This window comes from Streptococcus sp. ST16 (assembly GCF_046098135.1).
Classification (GTDB): Bacteria; Bacillota; Bacilli; order Lactobacillales; family Streptococcaceae; genus Streptococcus.
Genome location: NZ_JBJUSE010000002.1, coordinates 176871 through 202282, shown reverse-complemented (window position 1 = coordinate 202282; position 25412 = coordinate 176871). Strand labels below are relative to the sequence as shown.

The window sequence follows — 25412 nt, the reverse complement described above, 5'->3', positions numbered from 1 at the left end:
AGAAAGGAGTATTTTTTAAAAAAGAAATGTAAACGCTTACTGTAAAGTGAAAGGATTAAGGAGTTTATGGATAAACAATTTTTTGAAAAACGCTGTAAGTTTAGTATTCGTAAGTTTACGCTTGGAGTAGCTTCGGTGATGATTGGAGCGACTTTCTTTGCTACTGCCCCAGTGTTGGCTGATCAAGCAAGGGTTGGTTCAACAACTAATTTACCGAGTGAACTAGCTGATTTGGATAAGAAGGCTAGTGATGAGGGGCACGATTTCGACAAGGAAGCTGCTGTTCAGAATCCTGGTTCAGCTGAAACTACTGAAGGCTCTCAAACAGAAGAAGAGTTGTTGGCTCAAGAAAAAGAAAAGTCTGAAAAGCCAAGCAATCTGCCAAAAGAATTAGAAGATAAGTTGGAGAAAGCTGAAGACAATGGGCGTGAAGTTGACAAGGATCAATTAGCCCAAGATACTGGAAAGCTCGTCCCAGAAGATGTGGCTAAGACTACCAATGGGGAATTAAACTACGGCGCAACTGTTAAGATCAAGACGCCATCAGGAGAAGGTAGCGGTATTGTCGTTGCAAAAGACCTTGTTTTGACGGTTTCTCATAACTTTATCAAGGATAGCCAAGACGGCAATATCCGTAAGGTTGTGGACAATGATCAGGGGGATGGAGATATCTATAGTATCTCTTATCCAGGATTGCCAGATGTCAAGTTTAGCAAGAAAGATATCATTCATTGGGATCGTGAAGGCTACCTAAAGGGCTTCAAGAATGATTTGGCCCTTGTGAGATTGCGTACAGTTCTCGAAAACACGCCTGTTGAAGTAACCAAAAAGCCAGTAGTTAAGAAAATCGGAGATAAGCTCCATGTCTTTGGTTATCCAGAAGGGAAATTGAATCCGATTGTCAATACTACAGTTGATTTTGCGGAACCATACGGAGAAGGTGTCCAAGGGATTGGTTACCAAGGAGGAAAACCGGGTGCTAGTGGTGGCGGTATCTTTGATACAGAAGGCAAACTAGTCGGTGTTCACCAAAATGGTGTAGTTGGAAAACGGAGCGGTGGCATTCTCTTTTCACCAGCTCAACTAAAATGGATTCAAGACCACATGCAGGGAATTTCAAGTGTGAAACCAGCAGACTTGGAAGAGAAAGAAAAACCGGCTGAAGAAAAACCAAAAGAGGATAAACCTGCAGCTGCTAAACCTGAAACACCTAAGACAGTAACCCCTGAATGGCAAACAGTAGCGAATAAAGAACAACAGGGAACAGTTACTATCCGAGAAGAAAAAGGTGTCCGCTACAATCAATTGTCCTCAACTGCACAGAACGACAATGGCGATAAACCAGCCTTGTTTGAAAAACAAGGATTGACAGTTGACGCTAATGGAAATGCGACGGTTGATTTAACCTTCAAAGATGATTCTGAAAAGGGCAAATCACGCTTCGGTGTCTTCTTGAAATTTAAAGATACCAAGAACAATGTTTTTGTTGGTTATGACAAGGACGGCTGGTTCTGGGAGTATAAATCTTCAACCGATAGCACCTGGTATAAGGGCAACCGTGTAGCAGCACCAGAACCAGGTTCTGTAAACCGTCTTTCTATCACTCTCAAATCAGATGGACAACTCAATGCAACGAATAATGATGAGAAACTCTTTGATACGGTCACTTTGCCAGCAGCTGTTAATGAAACTCTCAAAAATGAGAAGAAAATCGTCCTAAAAGCTGGTTCCTATGGCAATGAGCGTACAGTTGTCAGCGTTAAAACAGACAATCAAGAAGGTGTAAAATCAGATGATACTCCTGCCCAGAAAGAAACAGGTCCGGCCGTTGACGATAGCAAGGTGACTTATGATACGATCCAGTCTAAGGTACTCAAGGCAGTAATTGACCAAGCCTTCCCTCGTATTAAAGAATACAGTTTGAACGGGCATACCTTGCCAGGACAAGTCCAACAATTCAATAAAGTATTTATCAACAAACACGAAGTCACACCTGAAGTTACTTACAAAAAAATCAATGAGACAACTGCAGAGTACTTGATGAAGCTTCGTGATGATGCTAATCTTATCAATGCAGAAATGACGGTCCGTCTGCAAGTTGTTGATAATCAGTTGCACTTTGATGTGACCAAGATTGTCAACCACAATCAAGTTACTCCAGGTCAAAAGATTGATGACGAAAGAAAACTACTTTCTTCTATTAGTTTCCTTGGTAATGCTTTAGTCTCTGTTTCGAGTGATCAAGCTGGTGCTAAGTTTGATGGGGCAACCATGTCAAACAATACCCATGTCAGCGGAGATGATCATATCGATGTAACCAATCCAATGAAAGACTTGGCCAAGGGTTACATGTATGGATTCGTTTCTACAGATAAGCTTGCTGCAGGTGTTTGGAGCAACTCTCAAAACAGCTACGGTGGAGGTTCTTATGACTGGACTCGTTTGACAGCTTATAAAGAAACCGTTGGAAATGCCAACTATGTAGGAATCCACAGCTCTGAATGGCAATGGGAAAAAGCTTATAAGGGCATTGTCTTCCCAGAGTATACTAAGGAACTTCCAAGTGCCAAGGTTGTTATCACTGAAGATGCCAATGCGGACAAGAAAGTCGACTGGCAGGATGGTGCCATTGCTTATCGTAGCATCATGAACAACCCCCAAGGTTGGGAAAAAGTTAAGGATATTACAGCTTATCGTATCGCGATGAACTTTGGCTCACAAGCACAAAACCCATTCCTTATGACCTTGGATGGTATCAAGAAGATCAATCTTCACACAGATGGTCTAGGACAAGGTGTTCTCCTTAAAGGATATGGTAGCGAAGGCCATGACTCTGGTCACTTGAACTATGCTGATATTGGTAAGCGTATCGGTGGTGTTGAAGACTTCAAGACCTTGATTGAGAAAGCGAAGAAATATGGAGCTCATCTAGGTATCCACGTTAACGCTTCAGAAACTTATCCTGAGTCTAAGTACTTCAATGAAAAAATTCTTCGTAAGAATCCAGATGGAAGCTATAGCTACGGCTGGAACTGGCTAGACCAAGGTATCAACATTGATGCTGCTTATGACTTGGCGCATGGACGTTTGGCTCGCTGGGAAGACTTGAAGAAAAAACTTGGTGAAGGTCTCGACTTTATCTATGTGGACGTTTGGGGTAATGGTCAATCAGGTGATAACGGTGCCTGGGCTACCCACGTTCTTGCAAAAGAAATCAATAAACAAGGCTGGCGCTTTGCGATCGAGTGGGGACACGGTGGTGAGTACGACTCTACCTTCCAACACTGGGCAGCTGACTTGACCTATGGTGGCTACACCAATAAAGGTATCAACAGTGCCATCACGCGCTTTATTCGTAACCATCAAAAAGATGCTTGGGTAGGGGACTATAGAAGTTACGGTGGTGCAGCAGATTACCCACTTCTAGGTGGCTACAGCATGAAAGACTTTGAAGGATGGCAAGGACGGAGTGATTACAATGGCTATGTAACCAACTTATTTGCCCATGACGTCATGACTAAGTACTTCCAACACTTCACTGTAAGTAAATGGGAAAATGGTACACCAGTTACCATGACCGATAACGGTAGCACCTATAAATGGACCCCAGAAATGAAGGTTGAGCTAGTCGATGCGACAGGTAACAAGGTTGTTGTGACTCGTAAGTCAAATGATGTCAATAGCCCACAATACCGTGAACGTACAGTAACGCTCAACGGACGTGTCATCCAAGATGGTTCAGCTTACTTGACTCCTTGGAACTGGGATGCGAACGGTAAGAAACTTCCTACTGATAAGGAAAAGATGTACTACTTTAATACGCAGACCGGTGCAACAACTTGGACCCTTCCGAGCGATTGGGCAAATAGCAAGGTCTACCTTTACAAGCTAACTGACCAAGGTAAGACAGAAGAGCAAGAACTAACTGTAAAAGATGGCAAGATTACCCTAGACCTTCTAGCAAATCAACCATACGTTCTCTACCGTTCAAAACAAACCAATCCTGAAATGTCATGGAGCGAAGGCATGCATATCTATGACCAAGGATTTAACAGCGGAACTTTGAAACACTGGACCATTTCTGGTGATGCTTCTAAGGCAGAAATTGTCAAATCACAGGGCGCAAATGAAATGCTTCGTATTCAAGGAAACAAAGAAAAAGTTAGTCTCACTCAGAAATTAACTGGTTTGAAACCAAATACCAAGTATGCTGTTTATGTAGGTGTCGATAACCGTAGTAATGCCAAGGCAAGTATCACAGTGAATACTGGCGAAAAAGAAGTGACTACTTATACCAATAAGTCACTCGCTCTCAACTATATCAAAGCATATGCTCATAACAATCGTCGTGACAATGCTACAGTTGACGATACAAGTTACTTCCAAAACATGTACGCCTTCTTTACAACAGGATCTGACGTATCAAATGTTACTCTGACTTTGAGTCGTGAAGCTGGTGATGAAGCAACTTACTTTGATGAAATTCGTACCTTTGAAAATAATTCAAGCATGTATGGAGACAAGCACGATACAGGTCAAGGAACCTTCAAACAAGACTTTGAAAATGTTGCTCAAGGTATCTTCCCATTCGTAGTGGGCGGAGTCGAAGGTGTTGAAGACAACCGCACTCACTTGTCTGAAAAGCACGATCCATATACACAACGTGGTTGGAACGGTAAGAAAGTTGATGATGTTATCGATGGAAATTGGTCACTCAAGACCAATGGACTAGTTAGCCGTCGTAACTTGGTTTACCAAACCATCCCACAAAACTTCCGCTTTGAAGCTGGTAAGACCTACCGTGTAACCTTTGAATACGAAGCAGGTTCAGACAATACCTATGCTTTTGTAGTCGGTAAGGGAGAATTCCAGTCAGGTCGTCGTGGTAGTCAAGCAAGCAACTTGGAAATGCATGAATTGCCAAATACTTGGACGGATTCTAAGAAAGCCAAGAAGGCAACCTTCCTCGTGACAGGTGCAGAAACAGGCGATACTTGGGTAGGTATCTACTCAACTGGAAATGCAAGCAATACTCGTGGTGATTCTGGTGGAAATGCCAACTTCCGTGGTTATAACGACTTCATGATGGATAATCTTCACATCGAAGAAATTACCCTAACAGGTAAGATGTTGACAGAAAATGCTCTCAAGAACTACTTGCCAACTGTAGCCATGACCAACTACACCAAAGAGTCTATGGATGCTTTGAAGGAGGCGGTCTTTAACCTCAGTCAGGCCGATGATGATATCAGTGTTGAAGAAGCGCGTGCAGAGATTGCCAAGATTGAAGCCTTGAAGAATGCTTTGGTTCAGAAGAAAACAGCCTTGGTAGCAGAAGACTTTGAAAGTTTGGATGCGCCAGCTCAACCAGGTGAAGGCCTAGAGAATGCCTTTGATGGTAATGTATCTAGCCTATGGCATACATCTTGGAATGGAGGAGATGTAGGCAAGCCTGCAACCATGGTCTTGAAAGAACCTACTGAAATCACTGGACTTCGTTATGTTCCACGTGGATCAGGTTCAAATGGTAACTTGCGTGATGTAAAACTTGTTGTGACAGATGAGTCTGGTAAAGAACATACTTTCACCGTGACAGATTGGCAAGATAACAACAAGCCAAAAGACATTGACTTTGGTAAGACAATCAAGGCTAAGAAAATTGTCCTTACTGGTACCAAGACATACGGAGATGGTGGAGATAAATACCAATCTGCAGCGGAACTCATCTTTACTCGTCCACAAGTAGCAGAAACATCTCTTGACTTGTCAGGCTATGAAGCAGCTTTAGCTAAGGCGCAGAAATTGACGGACAAAGAAAATCAAGAGGAAGTGGCTGGAGTTCAGGCGAGCATGAAATATGCGACGGATAACCATCTCTTGACGGAAAGAATGGTCGAGTACTTCGCAGACTATCTCAACAAATTACAAGATCAAACAGCTAAACCAGACGCTCCTACAAGCAGCAAGGGTGAAGAGCAACCGCCAGTTCTTGATGTACCTGAGTTCAAAGGTGGCGTCAATGCGGCAGAAGTAGCTGTATATGAAGTCCCTGAGTTCAAGGGCGGCGTTAATGCGGCAGAAGCAGCTGTTCATGAAGCCCCTGAGTTCAAGGGTGGCGTTAATGCAGCAGAAGCATTGGTACACGAATTACCAGAATACAAAGGTGGAGCCAATGCAGTTCTCGCAGCTGCAAATGAAGTTCCAGAGTATAGAGGTGGCGTCAATGCAGTTGAGGCCTTGGTAAATGAAAAACCAGCCTACACAGGTGTACTGGCTACAGCTGGAGATCAAGCAGCTCCAACGGTTGAAAAACCTGAGTACCCGATCACCCCAAGTCCAGTAGCTGAGACCAAAACTCCGGGAGCTAAAGATGAGGAGAAACTTCCTGCTACAGGGGAACACAGTTCTGAAGTAGCCCTCTTCCTAGCAAGTGTGAGTATCGCTTTATCTGCTGCTGTTCTTGCGACAAAACGAAAAGAAGACTAAACAGATTTGATTTTAGCAGTTCCAAAGAACTCGAATCAAAAAGGAACAAACAGCCGGAGAGGACCTCTTGGTTCTCTCCTTTTTTCAAAGGAGAAATGATACCGCTTACTCATGTACGCGGATGAAAGGAATAGGAGAAAGATGGATAGACATTTTTTTGAGAAACGCTGTCACTATAGTATAAGAAAATTTGCAATCGGTGCAGCCTCCGTTATGATTGGTGCTAGTATCTTTGGCGCCAATATGGTTCAGGCAGCAGAAACAGCAGCTCCTTCAGAAACAGAGGGAAGCATCACCCATGTTGAAGCACTGGATAAGTTACCCGATGATTTAGCCGATGCGCTTAAAAAGGCGGATGTAGAAGCTGCAACAGAAGCAAGTCATGAAGAAACTCCAGCGACTGACGAAGGAAGCAATCCTACATCAAGTGAAGAGGCAAAACCAGAGACAAGTCCTACAAGTCCCAAGCCAGCAGAAACGCCGAAACCGGTTGAAACACCAAAGGCAGACAATAAACCAGCTGAAACTGCTACGCCAGCAGCAAAACCAGCTGAAAAGCAAATTGAAGATAGAGAAGATGTCAACCATCTCGAAGGTGCTACTGCTCAGGCGAGCAACCATGAGACTGGTACCAACTTTACTGCGGATAAAGCTATCGATGGAGATGACAATACTCGTTGGGCTACAGACAAAGATGTACCAAAACCAACTTTTGAACTAACTCTGCCAAAGACTACCTTGATCAAACATGTAGAAATTGACTGGGATCGTCGTCTTCGTAATGGGCAAAATGACCCTAATATCAAATCTTGGAGTCTCTACTATGCAGGTCAAGAAGACGTGGGCGCTAATGGAGAAAAACAATGGAAACTCGCTCATACCAAGACTGGAGAACCTGTTTTAGATGAGAAAGTTGACCTAGCTGAAAGTATTCAAGCTAAATATCTTAAGTTAGAAATTAACGACTATCAAGCGGGCACAATGGGTTGGAGAAACGTTGGTATCCAAGAAATTCGAGCTTATTCTAACGTTCCGGACCACAGTAAGGTAACGGATATCCGCCAAGTAACCGAACTAACAGTAGCAGAAGACGGACAGTCTCTTGTCTTGCCAACTTTACCAGGGAAAGTTAGCCTTATCGGAAGCAACAAGCAAGGTGTGATTGACCTTCAAAATCGTATCCATAAACCTCTGACAGATCAACGCGTTAAGGTCATGGTCCAACAAATCAGAGACAGTCATACCTTTACAAAAGAGTTTGAAGTAGTCATCAAGGGGCTACATCAGGACGAAGGTGTGGGTGTGAAACCAAAAGTAGCACCAGCTGTTCAACAATGGTATGGGAAAGAAGGCCAATCTTCTATCACTTCAGATACAGTCCTTGCGACAGGTGATTCTGGCTTTGATCAGGCAGCAACCTTCTACCAGTCAGACCTTGCAAGCCGTGGATTGGAACTAGCAACAGGTGACAAGCAAGCTCAAAAACGAATCGAATTTAAAAAGGTTGAAAACAAAGGTTATGGCAAGGAAGGCTATGGCATCACTATCCAAGATGATGTGATTACCATCGAAGCTGCCACAAATACAGGAGCCTTCTATGCGACTCGTACTCTTCTTCAAATGGGAGAAACAGACCTACAAAATGGCGAAATTCGTGATTTCCCAAGTTTCAGCCACCGTGGCTTTATGCTAGATACAGGTCGTAAATTTATCCCTTACGACACTCTTGTAGACATCATGCTCAACATGGCTTACTACAAGATGAACGACTTGCAGTTGCACCTCAACGATAACTATATCTTCCTTAAGGAACACTTGGCAGGTAAGAATTTAAGTCCAGAAGAACAACTCAAGTATGTCCTTGAACATGCCAAGACTGGTTTCCGTGTGGAGACAGACATTGTCGGTAAGAATGGTCAAAAATTGACATCAGATGAGCATTATACCAAGGAAGAAATGCAAAATCTGATTAAACTTGCCAAGGCCTTGCATATCAACCTAGTGCCAGAAATTGACACATCAGGTCACGCCTTGTCCTTTGTCAAAGTCCGCCCAGACCTCATGTATCAAGGTAGTTTGAGTGATTATGCTGGCAAACACAACGTTGAACGTGTTGCTATGCTCGACCTAGATAATAAATACGATGAAACACTGGCTTTTGTCAAATCAGTTTATGACAAACTCCTCGATGGCCCAGATGCACCGCTTCATGGCGTGTCCACTGTTCATATCGGAACGGATGAATACTATGGTAGCAGAGAAAGTTATCGTCGCTATGTCAATGATTTGACCCAATATATCAAGTCTAAAGGTTACACTCCTCGTATCTGGGGCTCACTCAGTGCGAAACGTGGGAACACTCCTGTTGATTGGAACGGAGTAGAGGTTGATATCTGGAGTATCGGATGGCAACGACCAAATGAAGCCATTGCTCAGGGAGCTAAGATTATCAATATCACGGATGTACCGACCTATAGTGTGCCAAGTGGAAGCAATAGTCAAGCAGCCTACGGGGACTATGCTAACTACGAACGTCAGTACAATAGCTGGACACCGAATGATTTTAGAACAGGTGGAGGTCCACTTCTACCAGCTTCTCATCCAAGTATCATTGGTGGTGGGCACGCAGTTTGGAATGACAATATCGACCTTCATGAGACCGGTTTGACCTCTTATGATATCTTTAAACGCTTCTTCAAGAGCATGCAAACTACTGCGGAGCGCACTTGGGGATCTGATCGTGCAGCTGCGACCTTTGCAGAACGTACCCTACCAACGAGCCCTTATGCGCCACAGTCAAATCCTGATAAAGAGATTGATCAAAGCGACTTGTTTACCATCAATTCTGAAACAGTCAAGAACTATGCAAGCAAGAAAGTGAAGACAAGCGAACAGGGATTGGCTTTTGAGAAAGACAGCAGTATCGAAGGCTTGGCTGGTGATGTTGGTCCAAGTCACGTCTTGAAGTTTGATGTGACTGTCACTGGAGACGGGGAACAAACCTTCTCAACAAGTGGGGACAACCGTATTTATCTAGCTGATAAAGACGGCTACCTTGCTTACCAGTTTGAACAGTTCCATATCCAATTCAAGAAAAAACTTGAAAAGAACAAACGTTATCAAATCTCTATCGTGACCAAACCACAGTCAACGGAAGTCTATGTGGATGGTGAGAAGATTGAGCGTATTGCAAATCCAGAATACCCTCGCTTTGCACACAATAGCTTGGTTCTACCGCTTGAAAGCATCGGTGGTTTCAAAGGAATCTTGCATAGTGCAGAGTTGTCAGACAAACCATTTGTAAATCCTCGTTTGATTTCAAATGATAAGATTACGGCAACCGCAAGTAGTCAGCAACTTCCAGGAAACGCGACTGAAGGCGCTGTTGAAAAGGCCTTTGACAATGATCCAAATACCTTCTGGCATACTAAATGGACTGGTGATACTGCGCCATATACCCTTACTATGACCTTGAAAGAAGCAGAAAAAGTCAATGGCTTGACTTATCTCCCACGTCCTGGTGGTGGGAATGGTGTCGTTACCCGCTACGAAATCTACGCACAAAAAGATGGCCAAATGGTCAAGATTTCAGAAGGAAACTGGGACAACAACGCCCAAGAAAAAACAGTCAACTTTGCGGCGGTAGATACCAACAAGATTGAGTTGAAAGTATTGGAAGGCGTTGGTGGTTTTGCAAGTGCAGCCGAAGTTCATCTATTGAAACCTGCCAAAGAAGGACAAGAAACACCTGAACCAAGTCAGCCTCAACCACCAACTACTCCTGAAAAACCAAAAGTAGACCAAACCGGTGATGGAACAGTTGAATTGGCAGATCAATTCACTGCAAGTAAACCAGCTAGCGAAGACAGCATTGTGGCTGCCAGCAAGAGCGCAGACTATCTCAAGAAAGAGTACAAGGTCTTCCCAACGCCACAAAAAGTGACTTATGGAGAAGGAGTCACAGCCCTTCGTAAGCAAGTCAATCTGGTCATGGGCGATCAACTCGATATCTATACTCGCAATCGCTTGAAGAGTGTCTTGCAGGACAATCAAGTATCTTATACAACTGGTAAGGCGGCAATCGCTGGCGCAACCAATATCTATCTTGGAGTGCATGGACAAGGTTCACAAGCAGAGCAAAACTTGTCCAAGGTTTCAGCAGGTTTCTTTGACAAGATTGACGCCTATGTCTTGAGCATCAAGGATAACTCGATTTCCATCGTCGGAAAAGACACAGATGCGGTCTTCTATGGTTTGACAACCTTGAAACATATGCTCAAGGAAAGTCAAGTTCCAGTTCTTCGCAATGTGACAGTAGAAGATTACGCAGAGCTCAAGAACCGTGGTTTCATCGAAGGTTACTATGGAAACCCATGGTCTAACGCAGATCGTGCAGAGCTCATGCGTTTTGGTGGCGATTTGAAATTGAACCAATACTTCTTTGCACCGAAAGATGATCCATACCACAACAAGAAATGGCGTGAACTCTATCCAGAAGAAAAACTAGCAGAAATTCGTGAACTTGCTCGTGTTGGAAATCAAAGTAAAACTCGCTATGTCTGGACTATCCATCCATTCATGAACAACCGCATCCGCTTTGGCAATGAAGCACATTATCAAGAAGATTTGGCAACCATCAAGGCTAAATTTACCCAGTTGATGAAAGTGGGTGTCCGCGAATTTGGTATCCTTGCAGATGATGCACCAAGCCCAGTTGGAGGCTACAATAGCTACAACCGCTTGATGCAAGATATGACCAAGTGGTTGACTGAAATGCAGGGAACTTACAGCGGTCTTCGTAAAGAAATGATCTTTGTTCCTGGACAGTATTGGGGTAATGGACGTGAGGATGAGTTGAAATCCCTCAATGAAAATCTCCCAAGATCAACAACCATGACCTTGACGGGTGGTAAGATTTGGGGTGAAGCCTCTGAAAGCTTCCTTTCAACTCTCAAAAACAATCTATCCGCAGGTGGCAAGACCTATCGCCCAGTTTCACTTTGGATTAACTGGCCTGTAACAGATAACTCTAAACAGCACTTGATTCTAGGTGGTGGTGAGAAATTCCTTCATCCGAATGTGGATCCTAGCTTGCTATCTGGTATCATGTTGAACCCAATGCAACAGTCTGAACCATCTAAGATTGCCCTCTTTTCAGGAGCTCAATACTCATGGAAACAGTGGAAATCAGAAGAAGAAGCTAAGAAAATCAATGACATTGCCTTCAACTTTGTAGAAAATGGTCATTTTGAAGATAGCAAGGTATCAGCAGCCTTCCGCGAACTTGGTAAGCACATGATCAACCAAAACATGGATAATCGTGTCGTCAAACTAGAAGAATCGGTAGACTTAGCTCCAAAATTAACAGACTTCATGACCAAGCTCAAAGCTGGTCAGGATGTGACTGCAGAACGTGCAGCCTTGCGTGCAGAATTTGCCAAGATTAAAGAAGCAGCCGAACTCTATAAAGCATCAGGTGACCAAAAGATGGTTGCCCAAATCCACTATTGGTTGGATAATGCAATCGACCAAATGAATGCCCTTGATGCTTTCCTTACAGGAACTGAAGCCATGGCTACAAATGATGCAGCCAAACTTTGGGATAGCTACTATAAAGGTTTGAAATTCTACGAACAGTCTCAAACTCACACCTTCCATTATGTAGACCATATGGAAAAGGCTGAATTGGGTGTTCAACATATCCGTCCATTTATCCTATCTCTGAAAGAAGTTCTAGCTTCTGAAGTTCAAAAAGTCTTGCACCCAGATCAAATCATCAGCACCTTTATCACCAATCGAACAGGTGTAGAAGGTGGTTTAGCAGAAGTAACGGATGGTGACTTGGCAACCCATGCGATTATTAAATCACCAAATAGCATCAAGACAGGTGATTATATCGGCATGAAATTCAACAATCCGGTAGCTATCCAAACCTTGACCTTTGCTATGGGAACTCAGGCAAATCCACGTGATACCTTTAGTAAGGCAGAAGTGCAGTATCAAGATGAAAATGATAACTGGGTAACTTTGAAAGAGCCAAGCTATGTCGGAAATGAATCCCTTCTTAAGTTTGAGAATCTCAATATCAAGGCTAAGGCAGTTCGTATGATTGCGACAGCAGATCGTGAAAATACCTGGTTTGCAGTTCAGGAAATTGCAGTTAACCGTCCAGTTGAGAAAGCTCGTAGCCAACAAGCAACGACAGTTAGTCTAAGTTCAAACTTAGTTTACAAACTAAATACCTCAGCTCGTCAAATCACTGATGGCAAGGACAATACAGAAGCCATGATGGCGAACGCCGACGGTAGCAATACCACTCCAGTAGATGCCTGGGCACAGCTTGACCTCGGTGAAGTCAAGTCAGTCACTAAAGTTCGCCTTCGTCAAGGAACAGGTGATAAACTTGCTGCAGGTGTGCTTGAGTATTCTACAGATGGAACTGCATGGCAAGAGTTGGATCGCCTATCAGGTGAGCAAACCAAGGAAGTGACTAGAGCTATCAATGCTCGTTATATCCGGGTACGAAATACTAAGGCACTCGACCTCTGGTGGCGTATCCAGGACTTCTCTGTTGAGACACGCTCTGGAAATAGTGACTTAACAGACACCAACGTCGATGCCTTGAAGGAAGCGCCGGTAGTGGATAGCTTGGGACGATATGAGCTTCAAATTCCAGCTGGAACCAAACTCCCTGCCAATAGCTATCTAGGTATGAAACTTGATCGTATCCATCAGGTCAAGAGCATCCAGCTCCAAGGCCAAGCCAACCCAGCTCTTAGCCTTGAGTACTCTTCAAATGCGCAAGAATGGACACCAGCTAGCCAGTTGACTGATAGATCTGCAGCAAGCCACTTAGTACGTTATGTACGTCTGGTCAACAAAACAGATCAGGAGCAAGCTGTTACAGCCACTTCTCTCCTTGTGACAACCAAAGAAGTGCAACCAACAAAATTGGAATCAACTTCAATGGGCATTCACCCAGCATATGGTAGCAATGATGTTCGTAAACTGAACAACCTAGATCAATTATTTGATGGTGTTTATAACAACTTCGTTGAGTTTTCAGACTATGCCCATAAAGATGGTCATGTGACCTTAAAACTTGGCAGCGAACGAACTATCAAGAAGATTAGAGCTTATATCCAAGACGGAACACAAAACTATCTTCGTGATGGTAAGATTCAAGTCAGCCAAGACGGTAAAACTTGGACAGATGTCGTTACAGTAGGAGATGGTGTGGCCAATAGCCAACACGATGATTCATTGACAGATGGTTGGACACATGATCCTAAGATGCCAGGAAATCGCTACATCGAAGGTGAATTGACGACACCAGTCAAAGCTAACTATCTCCGTGTCCTCTATACGGCAGACTATGATGCCCGTTTTGTAGGCTTTACAGAATTGGTCATCAACGATGGTGAATTTGTCAAACCAATCAATGATCCAACAGTAGAAGGAAGTAGTGGAGAAAGCCAAGGCAACCTTTATAATAATCTTGTAGATGGCAAAGTCTTGACTAGCTATAAGTCTGAAAAAGACAAGGGCGAATTGGTGTATCACTTATCTGAACCAACCAAAGCCAACCATCTACGTCTTGTTTCCAGTCTTCCTGAAGGAGTGCAAGCACGTATTCTTGCTAGAACACTCAAGGATGGTCAAGACAGCTGGACAGACCTCGGTGCCATTACATCTAGTCTCCAAACTTTTGCTATCCGAAATGGCGGCTCTCTTCTAGACGTTAAATTAGTCTGGGAGGGTGGCAAGGCTGAGTTTTATGAATTGGCGAGCTTCTATCAAGAATTAACAGAAGAATCGGTTCAATCAAGTAAGGGCGAAGAGCCAGCACCTGTTCTTGAGGTTCCTGAATTCACAGGTGGTGTCAATGCAGTTGAAGCCCTAGTACATGAACTTCCAGAGTACACAGGCCCAGTAGCAACAGTAGGTGACCAACCAGCTCCAACAGTTGAGAAGTCTGAGTTCAAGGGAAGTGTCAATGCAGCTGAAGCCTTGGTACATGAGCTTCCAGAGTACACAGGCCCATTATCGACAGTAGGCGATCAAGCCGCTCCAACTGTAGAGAAACCTGAGTTCACAGGCGGTGTCAATGCAGTTGAAGCCTTGGTACATGAACTTCCAGAATACACAGGCCCAGTAGCAACAGTAGGCGATCAAGCCGCTCCAACAGTTGAGAAGTCTGAGTTCAAGGGAAGTGTCAATGCAGCTGAAGCCTTGGTACATGAGCTTCCAGAGTACACAGGCCCATTATCGACAGTAGGCAATCAGGCCGCTCCAACTGTGGAGAAACCTGAGTTTAAACTTAGCTCTTTAGCTTCCGATCAAGGTAAGACGCCAGATTATAAGCAAGAAATAGCTAGACCAGAAACAGCTGAACAAATCTTGCCGGCAACTGGTGAGAGTCAATCTGATTCAGCCCTCTTCCTAGCAGGTGTTAGCCTAGCCCTATCTGCTCTCTTTGTAGCAAAAACAAAGAAAGACTAGTATTCAACAAAACCTCTTAACAAGATTACAAAATCAGTTTCTTATCTTTTCCAATGAGGTTTATAGTACGCAGAAAGCCTGAGAAGATTTCTTCTCAGGCTTTTGATAAGCACATAAATACGACACTGCTATGAAAAAATCACCCAGAATACTCTGGGTGATAAATGTTATGGTTGTGCTGGTTGCGGATTCTGATTTTGTTGGCCAGGGGTTGTATTTGATTGTTGCGTATTATTGTTAGGATTGGTAGTTGTACTATTATTTGTGCTTGGAGAAGTTGAGCTTGACTGAGAAGTCGAGCTCTCAGATGTTGAGCTAGGACTTTCAGACGTCGAACTTTGTTGTGTAGATGATGAAGGGGTCCACGTATTGCGTGCTCCATTCTTAAAGACAAATTCTCCGCTTCTGTAAAGGCCTTCAGGCATGGTCCAATCCCCTGGATGATCATCTTCAGAGAGATAAGTCATCATTGAACGATAAACCTTAGCTGCAACATAGAAGCCATCACCAACGATAGGAGTAAGGCGGTTCGAGTAACCTGTCCAGACTGCCATTGAATATTTACGAGTATAGCCAACGAACATTTCGTCTGGAGCTACATAACCCGTATTTTTAATGTAGTTTTCAATCTCATCATCTGTATAGTTTGACGTACCAGTTTTACCAGCTTGTGGTAGCCAAGGGAGGTAGGCTCCTCGACCAGTCCCGTATGCCAAAACGGTTTTCATCATATCTGTCATCATATAGGCTGTCGTTTCTTTCATAGCACGTGTACCAGAATCAGAGAATTCTTTTGAACTACCATCACTAAAGACAATCTTATTAATATACATAGGTTTGCGGTAGATACCGCCATTGGCAAAAGCAGCATAAGCCGCAGCCATCTTCTCGCTGCTTGCTCCATACTTTTTGTCAGATTCGGTTGTATTACTTGAAATAGCATTAGCATAGTGTATGCTTGGGTAGTCAATACCGAGTCCATTTAGAAACGTCTTAGCACGATCAAGTCCTACTTTCTCTAGCGTTTCTACAGCCGGCACATTCCGTGATTGCTGGAGAGCATACTGGAGTGTTATGTTTCCAAAGTAACTCTTATCCCAGTTATAGACAGGGGTAGAGGTTCCAGGGTAATTATAAGGACTATCGTGAACAATTGAAGCAGTTGAATCATAAACGCCGTATTCTAAAGCAGGAGCATAGTCTGTAATAGGCTTCATGGTAGAACCCCAGTCACGGTTAGTTTCTACAGCCTGGTTTATTCCAAAGGAAACGTTACTTGATTGGTGGCGAGCACCTAATTGGGCAATGACTTTCCCGTTTGTGACATCAACGATAGTAGAGGCCACCTGTAACTCATCATCTGGATAGTTGACATACTCGTCCGTATTGTAAATATCCCAGAGACGTTGTTGGGCCTTAGAATCAACGTTTGTGTAGACTTCCATACCCGTAGTTAAAAGGTTGTAACCTGTTTCCTGTTCAACTTGGTCAATCACCTCTTTGAGGTAATTATCCATGTACGGAGGATAACTGTTAGCTGATTTTAGGCTTTGAAGTCCATCTGTAATCGGAGTATTAATCGCTTTTTCATATTGCTCAGCTGTAATGTAGCCTTGCCCCTTCATCTCAGAGAGGACGAGATTGCGACGTTCTTGGGCGGCTTCTGGATGCGAGTATGGATCATACTGGTTTGGAGCCTGAGGCATTCCGGCAAGGAGGGCCAATTGAGGGATACTCAAATCTTTGAGGTCTTTGCCATAGTAACTTTGAGCAGCCGTCTGCATTCCGTAGTTCCCGTTTGACATGTAAACCTTGTTGATGTAGTAGGTCAAGATTTCTTGTTTAGTCGCTTTTTGTTCTAGCTGGACGGCGAGCCATGCTTCCTGAGCCTTACGAGAAAGGGTTTGGTCAGAAGTTGACGTAGAGAAATAGGTTAACTTGATCAACTGCTGCGTCAAAGTTGAAGCTCCTTGAAGGCCTCCGCCACCACGAAGATTTCGTAGGGTAGCACCTAGGATACGGATAGTATCGATTCCTCGGTGATTAAAGAAGCGATGGTCTTCAATCGAAACAATAGCGTTGACCAAATCGGTCGGTATTTCGTTTGCTTGCGCATTGACTCGACGTTCTGATCCAAGATCAGCGATGAGTTCATCGTTATTGTCATAAATTTTGCTGGACGTTGTAGCGACCAGTTTACTTTCAGATAGGGCTGGAGCATTGCTAACATAGTAGAGAAAGAGACCTCCGCCCAGCATAATAGCTGCGATAAATACAGTTAAGAAGCAGATACTGATATATTTAGCTATTCGCAGGATAGTTTGTTTGTTCATCTTGTTTTACCACCTAGTAAATGTTCTTTGATAATATCGAGATAGGGAATCTGGGGAAAGGCACCCAGCTCAATCCTATATCCATTTTCTCGAATATATCCAAGTGGCATTGACTTTTGTCCCTTATCTTGATGATAGAAACGAATCAGGTCAACAGCCGGCAATAAATAAGTTTCTTGCTGAGAAGCAAAGTGAAGAAGGACAAAGCAGATTCCTCGCTGGGCAAGGACCTGTTCCATATGCTGAATCTGATGGTGATGGAAATTCTTCATCGGAATCGCATGTTTTTGCCTAGTTTCCTTTGCTTCAAAGTCGATGTAATATCCATCATAAACCCCTGAATAGTCTGTGGTTGAAGCTTGTCTGAAGTAGGCTTCAACGATCTTGGCCCGACTTCGTTGGGGATAATCGACACGTACGATTTGGATGGGAGTCGGTTTCTTGTGAATCACTGCCAACCCATGCGACAAGTAATAATCGTTTGTAGCGTTGATCATCTTTTCAAAAGACATTCCCCGATTTGCGAAATTTTTAGTTTGTGACGGGGGAGCTTGTCTCTTCTGTGATGAAATTTTATGTGGATAGTTGACCATAATTCTCCTTATTGGTACAATAACATCACTCTATTATATCATAAATTTACAAAGAAAGGGTTAAAAATGACAACAGCCTTGATTTCAGGTTATTCTGCCTTCGACCTTGGTCTCTTTAATGACAAGGATATTCGCGTTGATATTATCAAAACAGCTATTCGGAGAGACCTGGAGCGTCTAGCGGAGGAAGGGGTGACCTGGCTTGTCTTTACTGGGGCTTTGGGCTTTGAGTACTGGGCGCTTCAGGTGGCGAAAGACATGAAAATAGACTATGGATTTCAGCTGGCGACCATTTTTGATTTTGAAACCCATGGCAGTAATTGGAATGAAGCAAATCAAGTGAAGTTGAGCGAATTCAAGCAAGTTGATTTTGTCAAATATGCCTATCCACAATATGAACACAAGGGACAACTACATGATTATCAGAAATTTTTACTGGAGAACACAGATATTTGCTATCTTTTTTATGATGAAGAAAACAAAACTAAATTACAATATTTTTACCAAATGATGAAAAATCAAGCGGACTATGTTACAAGGCAATTAACATTTGATGAGTTAAATGAACTAGCAGAAAATTTTTCTGAAAAGTAACCCTTTGACCTTGATTTTTACTTGTCTTTTTTTATATAATAATACTAGTAACCCAGAATGGAGAGAGACATGGCAAGTATTATATTTTCAGCAAAAGATATTTTTGAACAAGAGTTTGGACGTGAAGTACGTGGATACAGTAAAGCAGAGGTAGATGAATTCCTAGATGATGTGATTAAGGATTATGAAACCTACGCAGCTTTGGTCAAATCCCTTCGTCAAGAGATTGCTGATTTGAAGGAGGAATTATCTCGTAAACCACAAGTGACTCCAACTCAACCAGACTCTATTGAAGTAACAGCTTCTACTTCAATGACAAACTTTGATATTTTGAAACGCTTAAATCGCCTCGAAAAAGAAGTATTTGGTAAGCAAATCTTAGACAACCAAGATTGATAATTGACTAAAGCATGAGTGCAATTTTTGGATAATCGCGTGAAGAGGTTCTCTTTTCATGAGGAAAGTCCATGCTAGCACAGGCTGTGATGCCTGTAGTGTTTGTGCTAGGCGAATCCATAAGCCTAGGGACGAGTGATCGTTACGGCAGTCGAAATGGCTAAGTCTTCGGATAGGTCAGAATAGACTTGAAAGTGCCACAGTGACGGAGTCTTTCTGGAAACAGAGAGAGTGGAACGCGGTAAACCCCTCAAGCTAGCAACCCAAATTTTGGTCGGGGCATGGAGTGCACGGAAACGAACGTAGTACTCTGACTGCTAGCAGCTTCATGCTGTTAGCGGTAGACAGATGATTATCGAAGGAAGTGGTCCTAGTCACTTCTGGAACAAAACATGGCTTATAGAAAATTGCATATAGGTTGGGGCTGAGAAATCTTTCTCAACCTCATTTTTTAAAGTGAACAAGAGAAAGGTCTTGCAAGACTGTAAAATGAAAAAAGAATTTAATTTAATCGCAACTGCTGCGGCGGGTCTTGAGGCTGTCGTTGGACGAGAAGTGCGAGATCTGGGTTATGATTGCCAGGTTGAAAATGGGCGTGTCCGCTTCCAAGGAGATGTGAAGGCAATCATTGAGACCAATCTTTGGCTTCGTGCAGCGGATCGCATCAAGATTGTGGTCGGAAGTTTTCCAGCTAAGACCTTTGAAGAGCTTTTTCAAGGTGTTTTTGCTCTAGATTGGGAAAACTATCTCCCACTTGGGGCGCGTTTCCCGATTTCAAAGGCCAAATGTGTTAAGTCTAAACTTCATAACGAGCCCAGCGTTCAGGCTATTTCTAAGAAAGCTGTTGTGAAGAAATTACAAAAACACTATGCCCGCCCAGAAGGAGTTCCTTTGATGGAAACTGGTCCTGAGTTTAAGATCGAGGTGTCCATTCTTAAGGATGTGGCAACTGTTATGATTGACACGACAGGTTCTAGCCTCTTTAAACGTGGATATCGTACGGAAAAAGGTGGAGCTCCTATCAAGGAAAATATGGCAGCGGCCATTTTGCAACTTTCCAACTGGTATCCAGATAAGCCTTTGATTGATCCAACCTGTGGTTCAGGAACTTTCTGTATTGAGGCGGTTATGATTGCTAGAAAGATGGCGCCGGGTCTTCGCCGTTCCTTTGCTTTTGAGAAATGGAACTGGGTCAGCGATCGGTTAATCCAAGAGGTCCGTACTGATGCTGCTAAGAAAATCAATCGTGAGATAGAGCTGGATATCATGGGCTGTGATATTGATGCTCGTATGGTAGAAATTGCCAAGGCAAATGCTCAAGTAGCAGGTGTCGCAGGTGATATCACCTTTAAGCAAATGCGGGTACAAGATTTGCGCTCAGACAAGATCAATGGCGTTATCATTTCCAATCCACCATATGGGGAGCGCTTGTCCGATGATGCAGGAGTTACGAAACTTTATGCTGAGATGGGACAGGTCTTTGCACCACTGAAAACCTGGAGTAAGTTTATCCTGACGAGTGACGAAGCTTTTGAAAGTAAGTACGGAAGTCCAGCAGATAAAAAACGAAAACTCTATAACGGGACCTTGAAAGTGGATTTGTATCAATACTTTGGTCAGCGTGTGAAACGCCAAGAGGTAAAATAGAAAGGTAAACTCATGAGCAAGAAAAGACATGATCGTCATAAAAAAGAACAGCAAGAGCCACAATTCGACTTTGATGAAGCAAAAGATTTGACTGTTGGTCAAGCAATTCGTAAGAATGAAGAGGTTGAGGCTGGAGTATTGCCTGAAGACAATATCTTGGATAAATATATCAAACAGCACCGCGAAGAGATCGAGGCAGATAAGTTCGAAACTCGTCAGTTTGAAAAAGAAGAATTGGCTTCTACTCAAAACCTAGAGGAAATGATCCAAGAAGTTCGTGAATCAAGTGAATCTTCTGAACAGGTAGACGATTCAGACCTGGTTTCCGAGGAATCTATTGAAGAGATAGACAATGAAGAAACTACTCAGTTTGTTCCTCCACTTCAAGATGAAGAAAGTGCTGAAATAGAGCCTCTTGTTTTAACAGAAACAGCATCCAAGGAAATGAATGAGGAAAATGAGGAACAAGAAGAAACCTATACTTCCCTATCACGATCAGTACAGACGGAACCTGAAACAGGCTCTAAAAAGAAACGTCTGATTACTATCGTTTCTGTGGTAGCTGCGATTCTTGTTCTTGCTGGGACGTATTATGTCTACCGTCAGGTATCTCGTTCAAACCAAGAAATTCAGTCTTCTCAAGCATCTTCAGGAAATCAAGAATCGCAAACCGACTTGCAAGAGTTCAATACGCTTTATGATGCCTTCTATACAGATGCCAATAAGACTGCTTTAAAAAATAGCCAGTTCGATAAGTTGAGCCAGCTAAAAAACTTGCTAGATAAGTTAGAAGGTAGCCGTGATTATACACTAGCTAAGTCAAAATACGATAGCCTAGCAACTCAAATCAAGGCCATTCAAGATATCAATGCTCTCTTTGAAAGTCCAGCTATTACTGACGGTGTCTTGGATACCAATGCTAAAGCCAAGGCGGATGCTAAGTTCACGGAAGTTAAAACAGGAAATACAGAGCTTGATAAACTGTTAGCTCAGGCGATTAGCCTTGGTAAGAGCCAACAAACCAGTGCTTCCAGCTCAAGTTCTAGCACGAGTCAAGCAAGCTCAAGTTCAGCTACAGAAAGCAATGCAAGCAGTACGACACCTTCAACAAGCACCACGGCACCAGCTAGAGACACAAATGGTGGTTTGTCTGGCGATGGGGTTAATCTTCAAAGAAGTGCTAGTCGTGTACCCTACAACCAATCAGCTGTAGACGATAGCAATAACCCTGCTTGGACATTTGCAGATGGTGTATTGGAACAAATCTTAGCAACCTCACGTGCACGTGGCTACATCACTGGCAACCAATACATTCTCGAACGTGTCAATATTGTAAACGGAAACGGCTATTACAACCTCTACAAACCGGATGGAACCTACCTCTTCACCCTCAATTGTAAGACGGGTTACTTTGTAGGGAATGGTTCTGGCCATGCAGATGACTTGGACTATTAGGAGTCCGTTACAAAATTCTTTCCTTTCATAGGTAAAAATGATAAAATAAAACATATTAAACAAGAGGAGTGTCACATGACAAAAGCTAACTTTGGTGTCGTAGGTATGGCCGTAATGGGTCGTAACCTTGCCCTAAATATCGAATCTCGTGGTTATACAGTTGCCATTTACAACCGTAGTAAAGAAAAAACAGAAGACGTAATTGCCTGCCATCCTGAAAAGAACTTTGTGCCAAGCTATGACGTGGAAAGCTTTGTAAACTCAATCGAAAAACCTCGTCGTATCATGCTGATGGTTCAAGCTGGACCTGGTACAGACGCAACTATCCAAGCCCTTCTTCCACACCTTGATAAGGGTGATATCTTGATTGACGGAGGAAACACTTTCTACAAAGATACCATCCGTCGTAATGAAGAGTTGGCAAACTCAGGGATTAACTTTATCGGTACTGGAGTTTCCGGTGGTGAAAAAGGTGCCCTTGAAGGTCCTTCTATCATGCCTGGTGGACAAAAAGAAGCCTACGAATTGGTTGCTGATGTTCTCGAAGAAATCTCAGCCAAAGCACCAGAAGATGGCAAACCATGTGTGACTTACATCGGTCCTGATGGAGCTGGTCACTATGTGAAAATGGTTCACAACGGTATCGAGTATGGTGACATGCAATTAATCGCAGAAAGCTATGACTTGATGCAACACTTGCTTGGTCTTTCTGCAGAAGATATGGCTGAAATCTTTACTGAGTGGAACAAGGGTGAATTGGACAGCTACTTGATCGAAATCACAGCTGATATCTTGAGCCGTAAAGACGATGAAGGTCAGGATGGACCAATCGTAGACTATATCCTTGATGCTGCAGGGAACAAGGGAACTGGTAAATGGACTAGCCAATCAGCTCTTGACCTTGGTGTGCCATTGTCACTCATCACTGAATCAGTATTTGCTCGCTATATCTCTACATACAAAGAAGAGCGTGTGCATGCTAGCAAGGTGCTTCCAAAACCAGCTGCCTTCAAATTTGAAGGTGACAAGGCTGAGTTGATCGAAAAGATCCGTCAAGCCCTTTACTTCTCAAAAATCATCTCATACGCACAAGGTTTTGCCCAATTGCGTGTGGCTTCTAAAGAAAATAACTGGAACTTGCCATTTGCGGACATCGCATCTATCTGGCGTGATGGCTGTATCATCCGTTCTCGTTTCTTGCAAAAGATCACAGATGCTTACAACCGTGATGCAGACCTTGCTAACCTTCTTTTGGATGAGTACTTCTTGGATGTTACTGCTAAGTACCAACAAGCAGTGCGTGATATCGTAGCTCTTGCTGTTCAAGCTGGTGTACCAGTGCCAACCTTCTCAGCAGCTATTACTTACTTTGATAGCTATCGTTCAGCAGACCTTCCTGCTAACTTAATCCAAGCACAACGTGACTACTTTGGTGCCCACACTTACCAACGTAAAGACAAAGAAGGAATCTTCCACTACTCTTGGTATGACGAAAAATAAGTAGGTCTGCCATGGGGAAACGGATTTTATTACTTGAGAAAGAACGAAATCTCGCTCATTTTCTCAGTCTGGAACTCCAAAAAGAGCAATACCGTGTTGATCTGGTTGAGGAGGGGCAAAAAGCCCTCTCCATGGCTCTCCAGACAGATTATGACTTGATTTTACTGAATGCTCGTCTGGGGGATATGACAGCCCAGGATTTTGCAGAGAGGCTTAGTCGGACAAAACCAGCCTCAGTGATTATGGTTTTGGACCATCGCGAAGAATTGCAAGACCAGATTGAGACAATCCAGCGCTTCGCCGTTTCTTACATCTATAAGCCAGTGATTATTGATCAGCTGGTGGCTCGTATTTCAGCGATTTTCCGAGGTCGGGACTTTATCGACCAACACTGTAGTCAGATGAAGGTCCCAACGTCTTACCGCAATTTGCGTATGGATGTAGAACATCATACCGTTTATCGTGGCGAGGAGATGATTGCTCTGACGCGCCGTGAGTATGACCTTTTGGCCACTCTCATGGGAAGCAAGAAGGTCTTGACTCGTGAGCAGTTGTTGGAAAGTGTTTGGAAGTACGAAAGTGCGACAGAAACCAATATCGTGGATGTTTATATCCGTTATCTACGTAGCAAGCTTGATGTAAAAGGTCAAAAAAGCTATATTAAAACCGTGCGTGGTGTTGGTTACACCATGCAAGAATAGAAAAGCAGTTGCAGTTTTGTAACTGCTTTTTTTGAGCAATTTCTATATATTGACATACAATAAAGTCTTTGCTACAATCAGTTATGGAGGAAAGATCTAATGAAAAAATTTAAAATAATGATGCAAGTTGGACTCGCAGTCTTTTTCTTTGCTTTGTTAGCGACAAGCACCGTCTTTGCGGATGATACTGATTCAGAAGGCTGGCAATTTGTCCAAGAAAATGGTAGAACCTACTATAAAAAGGGGGACCTCAAAGAAACCTACTGGCGAGTGATTGATGGTAAGTACTATTATTTTGATCCTTTATCTGGCGAGATGGTTGTCGGCTGGCAATATATACCTGCTCCACACAAAGGGGTTACGATTGGTTCTTCTCTAAGGCAAGATGTTGCTTTTAGACCAGATTGGTTTTACTTTGGTCAAGATGGGGTACTACAAGAATTTGTTGGTAAGCAAGTTTTAGAAGCAAAAACTGCTACAAATACCAACAAACATCATGGGGAACAATATGATAGTCCAGCAGAGAAACGAGTCTATTATTTTGAAGATCAGCGTAGCTATCACACTTTAAAAACTGGTTGGATTTCTGACGGAGGGCATTGGTATTATTTACAGGAGGATGGTAGCTTCGATGCTCGTATCGACAGTTTAACGGTTGGGGAGCCAGTACGTGGTTGGATCAATGATAACTCAACTTGGTACTATCTCGATCCAACAACTGCTGCAATGCAAACTGGGTGGCAACAACTTGGCAATAAGTGGTACTATCTCCGTTCATCAGGAGCCATGGCAACTGGTTGGTATCAGGAAGGCTCCACTTGGTATTATTTAGATGAGCCAAATGGTGATATGAAAACGGGCTGGCAATACCTTGGGAACAAGTGGTACTACCTCCGTTCATCAGGAGCTATGGCAACTGGTTGGTATCAGGAAGGTTCGACGTGGTATTATCTAAACGCAAGTAATGGTGACATGAAGACAGGCTGGTTCCAGGTCGGAGGGAAATGGTACTATGCTTATAGTTCAGGTGCTTTAGCAGTGAATACGACTGTAGAAGGCTATTCTGTCAACTATAATGGCGAATGGGTCCAATAATGAAAGGGGCGATTGTGAAGGAAACAATCGCTTTTTTTGTGAAAATATAATAAAATAGATAGGAGAAAATACTACTGTATGAAATGAGACGGTCTTTTCGTCTGGTTAAA

At 43.2% G+C, this 25412-nt stretch carries 11 protein-coding genes and 1 other RNA gene; 10 read left to right on the top strand and 2 right to left on the bottom strand.

From position 1 onward, the window contains the following. The first annotated feature begins 66 nt into the window (after positions 1-66). Positions 67-6486: a SpGH101 family endo-alpha-N-acetylgalactosaminidase gene (locus tag ACIY14_RS02630; RefSeq protein WP_409001418.1), complete on the top strand. Its 6420-nt coding sequence runs from the start codon at positions 67-69 to the stop codon at positions 6484-6486. 141 nt (positions 6487-6627) lie between these two features. Further along, positions 6628-14988 (top strand): SIALI-17 repeat-containing surface protein, encoded by an 8361-nt coding sequence (locus ACIY14_RS02625; RefSeq protein WP_409001417.1) that lies wholly within the window; start codon positions 6628-6630, stop codon positions 14986-14988. Between the two features lie 167 nt (positions 14989-15155). On the opposite strand, the gene pbp1a is transcribed toward ACIY14_RS02625, so the two are convergent. Together pbp1a and recU are read right to left on the bottom strand one after the other, a co-directional pair. After that, positions 15156-17321 carry a penicillin-binding protein PBP1A gene (gene pbp1a, locus ACIY14_RS02620; protein WP_409001416.1) on the bottom strand — a complete coding sequence of 722 codons (2166 nt, stop codon included), beginning with the start codon at positions 17319-17321 and terminating at the stop codon, positions 15156-15158. Next, positions 17318-17914, bottom strand: a complete 597-nt coding sequence (gene recU, locus ACIY14_RS02615; RefSeq protein ID WP_000248760.1) for a Holliday junction resolvase RecU — start codon at positions 17912-17914, stop codon at positions 17318-17320. The genes pbp1a and recU overlap by 4 nt, the downstream gene beginning before the upstream one ends. Positions 17915-17980: 66 nt before the next feature. Between recU and ACIY14_RS02610 the strand changes: the two genes are divergently transcribed. The 8 genes from ACIY14_RS02610 (at position 17981) to cbpF (ending at position 25302) form a co-directional block, all read left to right on the top strand. Then, positions 17981-18508, top strand: a complete 528-nt coding sequence (locus ACIY14_RS02610; protein WP_409001415.1) for an SLOG family protein — start codon at positions 17981-17983, stop codon at positions 18506-18508. Between the two features lie 69 nt (positions 18509-18577). Then, the gene (gpsB, locus tag ACIY14_RS02605; protein WP_009729806.1) at positions 18578-18904 is read left to right on the top strand and encodes a cell division regulator GpsB; all 327 of its coding nucleotides are present in this window, start codon (positions 18578-18580) and stop codon (positions 18902-18904) included. Positions 18905-18927: 23 nt separating this feature from the next. Then, positions 18928-19309: RNase P RNA component class B (gene rnpB, locus ACIY14_RS02600), an RNA gene on the top strand. A gap of 84 nt (positions 19310-19393) precedes the next feature. Next, on the top strand, positions 19394-20551 hold the full coding sequence (locus ACIY14_RS02595) for a class I SAM-dependent RNA methyltransferase (protein ID WP_409001414.1): 1158 nt from the start codon (positions 19394-19396) through the stop codon (positions 20549-20551). 12 nt (positions 20552-20563) lie between these two features. After that, the gene (locus tag ACIY14_RS02590; RefSeq protein ID WP_409001413.1) at positions 20564-22006 is read left to right on the top strand and encodes a cell division site-positioning protein MapZ family protein; all 1443 of its coding nucleotides are present in this window, start codon (positions 20564-20566) and stop codon (positions 22004-22006) included. 75 nt (positions 22007-22081) lie between these two features. Beyond that, positions 22082-23506 carry an NADP-dependent phosphogluconate dehydrogenase gene (gene gndA / locus ACIY14_RS02585; protein WP_007518502.1) on the top strand — a complete coding sequence of 475 codons (1425 nt, stop codon included), beginning with the start codon at positions 22082-22084 and terminating at the stop codon, positions 23504-23506. Positions 23507-23517: 11 nt separating this feature from the next. Continuing rightward, on the top strand, positions 23518-24207 hold the full coding sequence (locus ACIY14_RS02580; RefSeq protein ID WP_000518005.1) for a response regulator transcription factor: 690 nt from the start codon (positions 23518-23520) through the stop codon (positions 24205-24207). Between the two features lie 99 nt (positions 24208-24306). Further along, positions 24307-25302 carry a choline-binding protein CbpF gene (cbpF, locus tag ACIY14_RS02575; protein WP_409001412.1) on the top strand — a complete coding sequence of 332 codons (996 nt, stop codon included), beginning with the start codon at positions 24307-24309 and terminating at the stop codon, positions 25300-25302. The last annotated feature ends 110 nt before the right edge of the window (positions 25303-25412 follow it).